A 12071-nucleotide genomic window follows, 5' to 3' on the forward strand; every position below is an offset into this window, starting at 1 on the left:
ATGCACCTGCTCAGGACCCAGCCCGGCGGTTTCGTCTCGGATGACAACATTGCCGACCTTGGCCAAACCCCCGCCGAGCTGGTGATTCTGTGCAGCGGCGACTCCAGTCTGGCGCTGCTCGCCGAAGCGGCGCAGCAGTTGCCCGAGGACTATCCGAGCCTGCGTTTGGCCAACCCGATGCAGGTGCAGAACCACGCCTCGGTCGACTTGTATGTCGACGAAGTGCTGCGCCACGCCAAGGTGATTCTGATCTCGCTGCACGGCGGGATCGCCTATTGGCGCTACGGCATCGAACGTCTGGTGGAGCTGTCGCAACGCGGTGTGCAACTGATTCTGGTGCCGGGCGATGACCGTCCTGACCCGGAGCTCAGCGACCTCAGTACCGTGCCTGTCGAAGACCGCGAGCGGCTTTGGCACTTTTTGCGTCAGGGCGGCATGGGCAATGCGCTGGATTTGTATCGCTGTCTGGCCAGTCGTTGGCTGGGCCGCGATTACCACTGGTCCGAACCGCAGACCTTGCCACGTACCGCGATCTACCACCCACACAAAAGCAACGCGACGCTGGGCGATTGGCAAGCCGACTGGCAGCTTGATCAGCCGGTGGCGGCGGTGCTGTTTTACCGTTCGCACTTGCAGGCGGCGAACACCGCTTTCATCGATGTTTTCTGCCAGCGCTTGCGGGCGGCGGGGCTGAACCCGCTGCCGATAGCGCTGGCCAGTTTGAAAGAGCCCGGCTGCCTGACGGTGGGCGAGGATTGGCTGGATGAGGTGCAGGCCTCGGTGATTCTGAACACCACCGGGTTTGCTCAATCGAGCCCCGAAGCCCCGCATCTGCGGCCCTTCCGGCGCAATATCCCGGTGATCCAGGCGATCTGCGCCCAGGACAACGAACCCGGTTGGCGTGCCAGCGAGCAAGGGCTCGGCCCGCGGGATCTGGCGATGCACATCGCTTTGCCGGAGCTCGATGGGCGGATCATCAGCCGACCGATCAGTTTCAAGGATCTGGCTTGGCGCAGTGAGCGCAGTCAGTCCGATGTGGTCTGCTATCGACCGCAACCTGAACGCATGGATTTTGTCGCTGAACTGGCGCGGCGCTGGGTCGAGTTGGCGCGGGTGGCGAATACTGAAAAACGCATTGCGCTGATCCTCGCCAACTACCCGACTCGCGATGGGCGGATTGGCAACGGCGTTGGCCTCGACACGCCGGCTGCGGCGCTGAATATCTTGCGGGCGCTGCACGCCGAGGGCTATCCGTTGCCTGCCGATTTGCCGGAAAGCGGCACCGCATTGATTCAGCAATTGCTCGGCGGGGTCAGCAATGACCTGGAGAGCATCGACCTGCGCCCGTGCCAGCAAAGCCTGGCACTGGCCGACTATTATTCGATGTTCAACGCCTTGCCCGAGGCCAACCGCGCGGCGGTGCTGGAGCGTTGGGGATCGCCTGAAAACGACCCGATGTTCCGCAGCGGACGAATGATGGTCGCAGGGCTCAGGTTTGGCCTGACCTTTGTCGGCATTCAGCCGGCGCGCGGTTATCAGGTTGATCCGAGCGCGGTCTATCACGATCCGGACCTGGTGCCGCCCCACGGTTACCTGGCGTTCTATTTCTGGTTGCGTCAGGCCTACGGCGCCCACGCGGTGATTCACGTCGGCAAGCACGGTAACCTCGAATGGTTGCCGGGCAAGGGCGTTGGCCTGTCTGAAAGTTGCTGGCCAGATGCATTGCTCGGACCGCTGCCAAATATCTATCCGTTTATCGTCAACGACCCGGGCGAGGGCGCGCAGGCTAAACGGCGGACGCAGGCGGTGATCATCGACCACCTGATGCCGCCGCTGACCCGCGCCGAAACCTACGGCCCGTTGCGCAATCTGGAACTGTTGGCCGACGAGTATTACGAAGCCCAATTGCTCGACCCACGCCGTGCGCGGGAGTTGCAGCGCGACATCCTCAATCTGGTGCGTGAAACCCATATCGACCGTGAATTGCAGCTGGACGAGAAGCTCGACAGCGACGCCGATGCCGCGATCTGGTTGCCGCGTCTGGACACCTATTTGTGCGACCTGAAAGAGTCACAGATCCGCGATGGCCTGCACGTGTTCGGCGAATCGCCAAGCGGGCGTCTGCGCATCGACACCTTGCTGGCGTTGCTGCGCATTCCGCGCGGTGACGGTCGAGGGGCGCAATCGAGCCTGTTGCGGGCCTTGGCCAAGGCGTTCACGCTCGGGTTCGATCCACTGGATTGTGTGTTATCCGATCCTTGGTCCGGTCCGAAACCGACTGAATTGCAGACGCTCAGCGCTGAGGCATGGCGCACCGCTGGCGACACTCGCGAACGTCTTGAGCTGTTCGCCGCGCAGTTGATCGAGCAGGCGCTCAGCGCTGATGTCGAGTTGTTGAGTCAGCCCGGCTGGGGTGACGTCAGCGCGATCATCGGCAGCTTGCGTGACGTCGTCGCACCGCGCCTGGACGCCTGCGGCCCGGCAGAAATGCGCGGTCTGCTGGATGCGCTCAGTGGTCGCTTTGTTCCGGCAGGGCCTAGCGGCGCACCGAGTCGCGGACGCCTCGATGTGCTGCCCACCGGGCGCAATTTTTACTCGGTGGACGTGCGCAACCTGCCGACCACCACCGCCTGGCGCATTGGTTTCCAGTCGGCGAACCTGATTCTTGAACGGCACCTGCAGGACCACGGCGATCATTTGCGCCAGTTGGGTTTGTCGGTCTGGGGCACGGCGACCATGCGTACCGGCGGCGATGACATCGCCCAGGCCATGGCGCTGATGGGCGTGCGCCCGGTCTGGGCGACGGGCAGTCAGCGGGTCGACGACTTTGAAATACTGCCGCTGAGCCTGCTCGACCGGCCGCGCGTGGACGTGACGTTGCGCGTTTCCGGGTTCTTCCGCGATGCCTTCGCCAACCTGATTCGGTTGTTCGATGCCGCCGTGCAAGCGGTTGCCGCGCTGGACGAACCGGACGATATGAACCCGTTGGCGGCCAAGGTTCGCAGCGAACGCGAAGCGCTGATCCAGTCCGGTCTGGACGAGGAGGCCGCCGCACGACAGGCCGGCTGGCGGATTTTCGGCGCCAAACCCGGTGCGTATGGCGCGGGTGTGCAGGGCGCCATTGATGGCCGTTTGTGGCAGAGCCGCGAGGATCTGGCCGAGGTCTATCTGAACTGGGGCGGCTACGCTTACGGCGGTTCCGATGAGGGTACGGCGGCTCGTGAACAGTTCGCCCAGCGCTTGAGCCAGGTTCAGGCGGTGTTGCAAAACCAGGACAATCGCGAGCACGACTTGCTCGATTCCAACGACTATTACCAGTTCCAGGGCGGCATGCTCGCCGCCGTCGAAAGCCTCAGCGGTGAAGCGGCGGCGAGCTACCATGGCGACCACAGTCAGCCGGATTTGCCGAAGATCCGCACCCTCAAGGAAGAGCTGAACCGGGTGATCCGCTCCCGAGCGGCGAACCCGAAGTGGATCGACGGGATCAAGCGGCACGGCTACAAAGGCGCTTTTGAACTGGCGGCCACCGTTGATAATCTGTTCGCCTTCGACGCCACCACGCAGTTGATCGACGATCACCAGTACGCGTTGCTGGCCGACGCCTATTTGCTTGACCCGTCGACCCGCGAATTCGTCCAGCAGCATAATCCGCACGCCTTGCGCGACATGACCGAGCGCATGCTTGAAGCTCAGCAACGCGGGATGTGGCAGGAGCCGGGCGAGTACCGCGAGGCGCTGGAGAATTTGCTGCTGGATATAGAAGAAGACAGCTGACCGGATACCTGCCTGCAACTGTGGCGAGGGAGCTTGCTCCCGCTGGGCTGCGCAGCGGCCCTAAAACCTGCAATTGCATTCTGTCAGGCATACCGCATTGGCTGATTTTACGACTGCTGCGCCCGAACGCGGACCGGCCGACGGGAGCAAGCTCCCTCGCCACACCGCAATTACTGATCACGAACGAGAAAACCCGATGACCGACACCCCGCATTTCCCGCTCTCCGCCGTGGTCGGCGCCGATGCCCTGAAACTGGCGCTGTGCCTGACGGCCATCGACCCGAAAATCGGCGGCGTGCTGATCGAAGGCCCGCGGGGCATGGCCAAGTCGACGTTGGCCCGTGGCCTGGCGGATTTGCTCGCCAGCGGGCAATTCGTCACCTTGCCGTTGGGCGCGACTGAAGAGCGACTGGTCGGTACCCTGGATCTGGACGCCGCGCTGGGTGAAGGCCGTGCGCAGTTTTCCCCCGGTGTGTTGGCCAAGGCCGACGGCGGCGTGTTGTATGTCGATGAAGTGAATCTGCTGCCCGATCACCTGGTGGATCTGTTACTCGACGTCGCTGCCAGCGGCACCAACCTGATCGAACGCGACGGCATTTCCCATCGGCATTCGGCGCGCTTTGTACTGATCGGCACCATGAACCCGGAAGAGGGCGAGCTGCGTCCGCAACTGCTCGACCGTTTCGGCCTGAACGTCGCCCTCAGCGGTCACACGGCGCCGCTTGAGCGCGGTCAGATCATCCGTCGCCGGCTGGACTTCGACAGCGACCCCCAGGCTTTTTGCGCCGACTGGGAAGTTCAGCAGCAGGCATTGCGTGAACGCTGCCAAGGTGCACGTGCGGCACTGGCGAACATTCCTCTGGATGATCAGGCGCTGGCGCAGATCACCGAGCGTTGTTTTGCCGCCGGGGTCGACGGCTTGCGCGCTGACCTGGTCTGGCTGCGTGCGGCTCGCGCCCATGCGGCGTGGCGTGGGGCCGGGGCGATCAGCGAGGACGATATCGATGCCGTCGCCGAGTTTGCCTTGCGCCATCGGCGTCGCGACACGCCGCCGTCTGCGCCGCGCCAGAACACCACGCCAGACTCGTCCGCAACCCAACAACCGAACCCCGGCGAAGGCCAGGGCCAGTGGGGTGAAATGCCGGCTCAGGCATTACCCACCGGCGCCCGCCGTGAAGTGCCGAGCTGGCCAAAAAAGCCCTAGGCATTCGCCCTCGATCTGATGCGGGGGCGAATGCCAAACCCCGCGCAGGACGCCTGAAAAATGGCAGGCAAGGTCAGCGTCGAGCCAGCCAAAACGGCTCGGTCAATTGGCCCGGCACGCTGCTCAACGGCCGCCCGCGTCAACGCGAAGATCTGCTGTTTCATCTGCGCAGTCGTTCACCCCATGAGCTGTGGCTGGTGATTGTCGATGCCTCGGCCTCGACCCGGCGTCATCAGGCGTTGAGCGACGCCAAAGGCCTGCTGGCGCAATTGTTCGACGACGCCTATCGCCAACGTGCGCGACTGGCGCTGTTGACCGCCAGTGGTGCTGCGCCGAAGTGGCAAGTGCAAGGCCTGAAAGCCTCGGCCAGCCTGCGCGACTGGCTCGACGCACTCGGTGCGGGCGGAGGCACGCCGTTGTTCGCGGCGCTGGATGAGGCGACGCATTGGTTGGCGTTGCGGCAAAAGCGTTTCCCGGCAGAGCAACAACGCGTGTTGCTGTTGACCGATGGCCGTCTAGAAAACACGCCAATGCAGGTGGCGCTCAATTGCCCGGCGCTGCTGGTGGACATCGAGCGCGGGCCGATTCGATTGGGGCGGGCGAAGGTCCTGGCGCACGAATTGAACGCAGACTATCGACATATCGACACGCTTTAATCTGCCGAATTACCCACAGCACCTATGCTGTGGGCTCAGCTCATCACAGGAGTGGATCATGCGTGTTCTAGCCGCTAACAGTCAGGACGATTTCCGCGTCAAAGCCTATGCCGGTACCAACGGTGTGTTACTGGCCATGGACTTGGCCGAACCCCGACGCAAAGGCCTGCTCGGTTTCGCCATCGAAAAACAGCAAGGCAGCCGGCCCTGGGAGTTTTTGTTCAACAGCCTGACCTTCCCCGGCAAGGCGCACACCTTTCCCCAGTACAACGCGACGCCCAGCGACAGCGCGCCGTTGCAGAAATTTCGCTGGGCTGATTACGCGGTCAATCCGGGCGTGACGATCAACTATCGGGTGCATCTGGCCTATGGCACGCCGGATGCTCCGCAATTGGGCGAGGCCCTGGCGGTGACGGTTACCACCGACAATGGCCTGCCGGCGGGCCAGCATGTCATTTTCAATCGTGCGGTGGCGGCCAGCCAGGCATTCTCCCGCAAGTTCCCCGAGCTCGATGCACAGCTGAGCGCCAACAAGAACCTGTCCCTCGACGACTGGCCCGCCGCACCACGGCAATGGCTGGAGAACGGCTTGCTGGAGCAGATCACCGGTTTCATCGAGCGCGCCGTGGATGGCCAGTGGGCGCTGGACATCGCGATTTACGAGTATCAACTGCCGACCATTATCGATGCGGTCAACGCGGCGTTTGGGCGCGGTGCCAAGGTTCGGGTGCTGTATCACGCCAAGCCCGGTGATGCCGACACCACCATGAATGAAGAGAGCCTGGCGAAGCTTCCCGACGAGAGCAAGCGGGGGCGGGTGACCCACGCGATCTTCCATGACAAATTCATCGTGCTGAGCAAGATCGATGGTGGTGAATATCGGCCGCAATCGGTGCTGTGCGGCAGTACGAATTTCACCGACAACGGCGTCTACCGCCAGGCCAACGTGGTGCATGTGCTGGACAATACCGCTGTGGGTGTCCGTTATTTGCAAGTGTTCGAGCAGATCTGGGCTGCGCCGACTGACGTGGGTGCTACACGCAGCTGGTTGACCAAGAACAACCCGATGGACCCGTCACAGCCGTTGTTTGTCGGATTCTCACCGCGTACCGGCCAGGCCGATCTGCAGCAATTCGTCGAGATCATCAATGCGGCGAAGAAGGACGTTCTGTTTGTCACCGCGTTCGCGCTGCCGGACGAAATCCTCAACGCCTTGCTCGGCCAGCCCCACGACGATGTGCTGCGCTATGGCCTGCAAAACACCGCCAGCCGCATCACCGGTTATCACGCCGACCGCACGGCCGATTTCGCCGCCACTGCGTTGCTCAACACCGGTATCGAAGGCTGGCTCAAGGAAAGCATGAAAGGCCAGAAGGGCGATTTGCTGGTGCACCTCAAAGCCATCGTCGTCGACTTCACCACCGACGCGCCGATCATCATCAGCGGCAGCCACAACCTGAGCATCAATGCCAGTGAAGGCAACGACGAAAACTTCCTGATCATTCGCGGCGACACCGATCTGGCCGACCGCTATGGCCTGGAATTGCTGCGCTTCTACGAGCATTACCGATTCCGCTATGCCGCCAGGCAAGAGGACCTCAAGCAGGTTCCGCCCCTGGCAGTGGATGACAGTTGGACCAACGCCTATTACCTGGACGGCGACCTGCGAATGCTCTCGCGGTTGCGTTTTTCCGGGCGGTAAATGATCGCCGATTCTGCCTGGCCGTGAAGGTCATGCCGCCGGTCTGCTTTCACAGGGGCTGTGCGGCACCTGATCTACCGTTGCTTGTTGAGGAGTGCGCTCCTCATTCACGCGGTTTTTCAGGGAGAACTACCATGGCACATGTACGGCGTGATGTATGGAAGCTGGGTTCTGGCTGGAGCGATACCTTGTTGTGGTATGCGCGTGGCGTCGGAGTCCTTCAACAACGACCGATCACTGACCGCACCAGTTGGCGGTTTCTGGCGGCGATTCACGGTATCGATATTCCCCTTTGGCAAAGCGCCGGTTATCTGCGACGGGGTGAGCAGCTACCGTCCCAGGCAGATCAGGACACCTACTGGAACCAGTGTCAGCACCAGAGCTGGTACTTTTTGCCGTGGCACCGCGGCTATCTTGCTTCATTCGAGCAGATCGTCCGCAAGGCTATCGTCAGTCTCGGAGGGCCAAGTGATTGGGCCCTGCCGTATTGGAACTACAACGAGAACCAGCAGACGCTGAAGCTTCCGGCCTGTTTCGCGGCGACCACGTTGCCCAACGGTGAGCAGAATCCCTTGTTTGTAGCTCGCCGGTTTGGCCCGACCGGTAACGGGGTGGTGGTGCTCAACGAGCAGCGGATCAATCTGCGTCCGGCCCTTACCGATCATGATTTCGCCGGCGGTTCCGGCGGTGGCTCTCCAGGTTTTGGTGGCCCGGTCACGGTGTTCGAGCACTATGGCCAGGTCAGCGGCCGGCTCGAGTCGCAACCGCACAACTACGTGCACGTCGCCGTGGGCGGCCAGCAACAGGGCACCCGGGTACCGGGGTTGATGATCGATCCGGATACCGCTGGTCTGGACCCGATATTCTGGCTGCATCACGCCAACATCGACCGGCTCTGGGACGTGTGGCTGCAGCGTGACCGGCAGAACCGCAACCCGGTCAACGGTGCGTGGCTCAATGGTCCGCCGACCCCGGGTCGGGGTTTCGTGGTGCCGACGGTCAGCGGCGATTCGTGGCCGTTCAAGGTGTCTGACATGCTCGATACCCGGGCACCGAAGCTGGATTATAGTTATGAGGATACGTCCGACCCGCTGCACGGTACCCGGGCATTTCAACAACGCTTGGAAACCTTGGGCGCAAGCCCCGAGCCTCTTGGTGCGGCAGTAGTGAAGGAAAAATCCATGAGCGCCCAATCACCCGCCGAACTGCTCGGCGCCAATGACAAAGCCATCGCCTTGACCGGCGCTACAGTCGAGACGCCGTTGCAACTCGATCAGAGCACCTCGGGCAAGCTGATGGGCAACCTGAAATCCCGGGCCTTTGCCCCCACGGTTGCGGAGCATTCCCTGGACCGGGTGTACCTCAACCTGGAAAACATCCGCGGAAACAATGACGCGGCGACCTTCGACGTGTACATCAGTCTGCCGGTCGAGGGACAGTTGTCGGCGCTGCCTGACCAATACGTTGGGTCGATCTCGCTGTTTGGCGTGCGCAAGGCCAGCAGCCCGGACAGCCAGCATGGCGGCAAGGGTGTGAGCCATGTGCTGGAAATCACTGATGTCTTCGACAAGCTCAGTGCCAGCGGCCATCCGGTTCTGGCGAAATTGCAAGTGCGCTTTGTGCCGGTGACCGATGTTCAGGCCGAGGACAACATCACGGTCGGTCGTGTGAGTGTCTATCGACAAGGCGACTGAAGATGGGGGCATACCTCATCCAGGCCGTGACCCGAGGCTTCCTGCCGTGGCTGATCCTGATCAGCCTGGCAGGTTGGGGGCTGCTCCTCGGTTCGGTGCAGATGCTGTCTATCCCGGCATTCTGCGGAGCCTTCGTGCCTCTTGCTTATGCCGCGAGCTGGCAGGGGATTGAACAGGCGTTGCTGTTCAATCCTCCTCGCCAGTTGGTGGTTTCATGGCTATCGATGTTGCTGGCGATGACTCCTTTGCTGCTGGTCCATCCGCTGACGTATGTATGGCAACGCAGTTTGCTGAGGAAGCGCTGGCAGGCGGTGGTGTTGTTTGTGCTGGGTTTCACCAGCGTCTGGACGCTAGCCGGTCTGCTGCTCATGACCTTGGTAGTCGCGGCGCGGGTGATGCTTGGGGTTTCGCAGGCGATGGCGTTTGTCGTTACTTTGGCCGTGTGCCTGGTGTGGCAGGCCTCGCCGCTCAAACAACGGTACCTGAACCGCTGTCATCACCAGCCAAGGATTTCGGCGTTCGGCTGGGGGTTTATCAAGGATTGTCTGGCCTATGGTGTGGTCAGCGCAGGCTGGTGCGTCGGCTCGTGCTGGGCCCTGATGTTGTTGCCGATGCTGGCAGAGCAGGGGCATGTGCCGCTGATGCTGGTGAGCATGGGCTGGATGCTCTGGGAACGGTTCAAGCGTCCTCGACCCGTTCGATGGCACTGGCCCCGCCTGTTTCGCTGACCCTCACCCGTGGAGCGGCCGCAGGTAGCTCCACGAGGATTGCATAAGCCATCCGGCTATTTGCTCATCGCTGCCCGGTACTGGCGCGTGCGTTTGGCGATGTACAACTGGTCGAGAATCAACGCCCAGAGTGCCGACACCGCAGGTTTTGGCTGGCGACCGCGGCTCAGGCGCTGGATCTGAAAGCGCACCACGGCCATGTTGGCCAGTGCCGCCAAGGGCTTGCGTTTCCAGGTGATCGGCGGCAATTGTGGGTGGCTGTCATGTCCCTCGCGCCACAGTTTGACCAGCAACGGCTCGACCGCCAGCGCGGTGCCGATACCGGCCATGGCAATGCCGCTGGCCAGCACCTGTTCGACAACCGGCAGGCGTCGGATACCGCCGGTCACCATTACCGGCATCTGTGCCCGGCTCGCCAGTTCACCGGCCATTTCGAGGAAGTAGGCCTCGCGCGCCAGAGTCCGACCGTCGCGGGCTTCGCCTTGCATCGCCGGAGCTTCATAGCTGCCACCCGACAACTCCAGCAGATCGATGGCAAGCGGGTTGAGCAGGTCGATGACCTGCCGCGCATCGTCGGCATCGAAGCCGCCACGTTGGAAGTCGGCGGAATTGAGTTTCACCGCGACGCAGAAGTCTGTCGTGACGGCTGCACGAACGGCGTTCACCACTTCAATCAACAAGCGCGCGCGATTTTCCAGCGAACCGCCCCAGCGGTCGGTTCGTCGATTGCTCAATGGCGACAGGAATTGACTGATCAGGTAGCCATGCGCCGCGTGAATTTCCACACCGGTAAAACCGGCTTTTTCGGCCAGGGCAGCGCTGCTGGCGAAGCGCTGGATGACCTCCTGGATGTTGTCTTCGCTCATCGGTGTGGGCTGGGCGAACATCTTCGAGAACTGTCCCATTTCCAGCGCCACGGCAGACGGCGCCCAGGCGGGTTGACCGAGATTGGCCATGGTCTGGCGCCCGGGATGGTTGAGCTGCATCCAGAACTGTGCGCCCTTGGCCCGACCAATCGCAGCCCATTGACGGAAACGTTCAAGGTGCCGCTCATCCTCCAGCACTACACCGCCGGGGCCGGTCATGGTCCGACGGTCGATCATTACGTTGCCGGTCAACAGCAAACCGGCCTCGCCATCAGCCCAGGCCCGATAGAGCTGCATCAAGGCCTGTGAGGGGGCTTGATCAGTGTCGGCAAGGTTTTCTTCCATCGCCGCTTTAGCGATGCGATTGCCGATCGTCTGGCCGTTGGGCAGATTCAACGCGTGAAAGGGCGACATGCTTGACTCCTCAGTAGTGGAGAAGTGAGGCTAAGCTTAAAGTTAACTTTAATGTCAAGCGTGGTAATGAGGTTCTGATGAAGATTGGTGAGTTGGCGCAAATGAGCGGCCTGAGCGCTTCGCGCATCCGGTTTTACGAAAGCCAGGGGTTGATCGGCCAGGTCCAGCGCTTGGCCAACGGTTATCGGCGCTACCCGGCAGAGGTGCTGCAAACCCTGCAAATCATCCAGTGTGCGCAGCAGGCCGGGTTCAGCCTGGAAGAGCTCAAGCAGTTGCTCACCAGTCCAAAGCAGGGTGAGCTCAGGCACGACGAACTGGTGTCGAGCCTTGAGCACAAGGTCGGACAGATCGAAGAGATGCAACAGCATCTGGCGCAGAGCAAGGCGAAGTTGCTGGGCATGATCGAGACCATCAAGGACCGGCCTGAGGGGATGGCGTGTTCGGAGAACGCCGAGCGCGTGCTGGCGACGCTCAAGCACCACTGATGCGTTCAGCTCTGATTGGTGCAACCGTCGGCAGAGACTGGAGACGAGGGTTTCGAAGTCTTCGCGCTGCGATGAGCGAGCAACTGATGCGCCCGTGGAACGGTGCGTAAAGAGCCAAGGGTTTGCCGCAACCATTGCAGGTCACGCTGCGGTCTGCGTGGGACAGGTTTAGCGCGAGCCTTGCCCAAGAGAGCGATAAACACGTTGTTCAAAGTCTCCGCACTATCAAAACCTTTGAGCTTTCTCAGCAGTTTCCCGTTGCAATAGCACAACACCGTGGGGGTGCCGCTGACCTTGGGGTGACGGGGGGATTCGGCTGTATTCAACATGTAAAACTCGGCGCGATCTTTATAGGCCTCGGCCGTCGCCCGAAATATCGGCCCGGCAAACTCACAGGCGTAGCAGTGCGGATGAGCGAAATACAGGACGACCGGGCGGTAAGTCCTCAATGCCCGGCGGTATTGCGGTGCCAGGGTAATGGGAGCGGTTTTTGGATTCACGGAATACTCCTTTGCACAGAAAACGTTGGGACAAGTACGTATTCAACA

General features: G+C 61.7%; 9 protein-coding genes. 7 read left to right on the forward strand and 2 right to left on the reverse strand.

The annotated features are described in order from the left end of the window. The 6 genes from cobN to AO353_RS21685 all read left to right on the forward strand — a co-directional run bounded on the left by cobN (nucleotide 1) and on the right by AO353_RS21685 (nucleotide 9758). Nucleotides 1-3774 (forward strand): cobaltochelatase subunit CobN, encoded by a 3774-nt coding sequence (gene cobN, locus AO353_RS21660; protein WP_054596792.1) that lies wholly within the window; start codon nucleotides 1-3, stop codon nucleotides 3772-3774. A 196-nt stretch (nucleotides 3775-3970) separates the two neighbouring features. Beyond that, entirely contained in the window at nucleotides 3971-4978 is a 1008-nt protein-coding gene (locus AO353_RS21665; protein WP_054596793.1) for an ATP-binding protein, read from the forward strand. 53 nt (nucleotides 4979-5031) lie between these two features. Further along, nucleotides 5032-5634, forward strand: coding sequence for a vWA domain-containing protein (locus AO353_RS21670; protein ID WP_102667318.1), 603 nt, complete (start codon nucleotides 5032-5034; stop codon nucleotides 5632-5634). Between the two features lie 58 nt (nucleotides 5635-5692). Continuing rightward, nucleotides 5693-7336 (forward strand): phospholipase D-like domain-containing protein, encoded by a 1644-nt coding sequence (locus AO353_RS21675; protein WP_054596795.1) that lies wholly within the window; start codon nucleotides 5693-5695, stop codon nucleotides 7334-7336. Between the two features lie 134 nt (nucleotides 7337-7470). Continuing rightward, nucleotides 7471-9030, forward strand: a complete 1560-nt coding sequence (locus AO353_RS21680) for a tyrosinase family protein (RefSeq protein WP_054596796.1) — start codon at nucleotides 7471-7473, stop codon at nucleotides 9028-9030. A 2-nt stretch (nucleotides 9031-9032) separates the two neighbouring features. After that, complete coding sequence (locus tag AO353_RS21685) at nucleotides 9033-9758, forward strand: DUF2182 domain-containing protein (protein WP_054596797.1); 726 nt, start codon at nucleotides 9033-9035, stop codon at nucleotides 9756-9758. Nucleotides 9759-9814: 56 nt separating this feature from the next. Here the strand turns inward: AO353_RS21685 and AO353_RS21690 are convergent, their stop codons facing one another. After that, nucleotides 9815-11038: an NADH:flavin oxidoreductase/NADH oxidase family protein gene (locus tag AO353_RS21690; RefSeq protein ID WP_054596798.1), complete on the reverse strand. Its 1224-nt coding sequence runs from the start codon at nucleotides 11036-11038 to the stop codon at nucleotides 9815-9817. 77 nt (nucleotides 11039-11115) lie between these two features. Here AO353_RS21690 and AO353_RS21695 point away from each other — a divergent pair, with 77 nt between their 5' ends. After that, entirely contained in the window at nucleotides 11116-11523 is a 408-nt protein-coding gene (locus AO353_RS21695; RefSeq protein WP_054596799.1) for a MerR family transcriptional regulator, read from the forward strand. Between the two features lie 5 nt (nucleotides 11524-11528). Here the strand turns inward: AO353_RS21695 and AO353_RS21700 are convergent, their stop codons facing one another. After that, nucleotides 11529-12023 carry a thioredoxin family protein gene (locus AO353_RS21700; RefSeq protein ID WP_081013789.1) on the reverse strand — a complete coding sequence of 165 codons (495 nt, stop codon included), beginning with the start codon at nucleotides 12021-12023 and terminating at the stop codon, nucleotides 11529-11531. Nucleotides 12024-12071: the final 48 nt, after the last annotated feature.

The organism is Pseudomonas fluorescens (genome assembly GCF_001307155.1).
GTDB lineage: Bacteria > Pseudomonadota > Gammaproteobacteria > Pseudomonadales > Pseudomonadaceae > Aquipseudomonas > Aquipseudomonas helvetica.

Excerpts from the sequence above, each read along its gene's own strand:
- AO353_RS21665 (WP_054596793.1), top strand. The coding sequence starts at position 3,971 with ATGACCGACACCCCGCATTTCCCGCTCTCCGCCGTGGTCGGCGCCGAT.
- AO353_RS21695 (WP_054596799.1), top strand. The coding sequence starts at position 11,116 with ATGAAGATTGGTGAGTTGGCGCAAATGAGCGGCCTGAGCGCTTCGCGC.
- AO353_RS21690 (WP_054596798.1), bottom strand. The coding sequence starts at position 11,038 with ATGTCGCCCTTTCACGCGTTGAATCTGCCCAACGGCCAGACGATCGGC.
- AO353_RS21675 (WP_054596795.1), top strand. The coding sequence starts at position 5,693 with ATGCGTGTTCTAGCCGCTAACAGTCAGGACGATTTCCGCGTCAAAGCC.
- AO353_RS21685 (WP_054596797.1), top strand. The coding sequence starts at position 9,033 with ATGGGGGCATACCTCATCCAGGCCGTGACCCGAGGCTTCCTGCCGTGG.
- AO353_RS21680 (WP_054596796.1), top strand. The coding sequence starts at position 7,471 with ATGGCACATGTACGGCGTGATGTATGGAAGCTGGGTTCTGGCTGGAGC.
- cobN (WP_054596792.1), top strand. The coding sequence starts at position 1 with ATGCACCTGCTCAGGACCCAGCCCGGCGGTTTCGTCTCGGATGACAAC.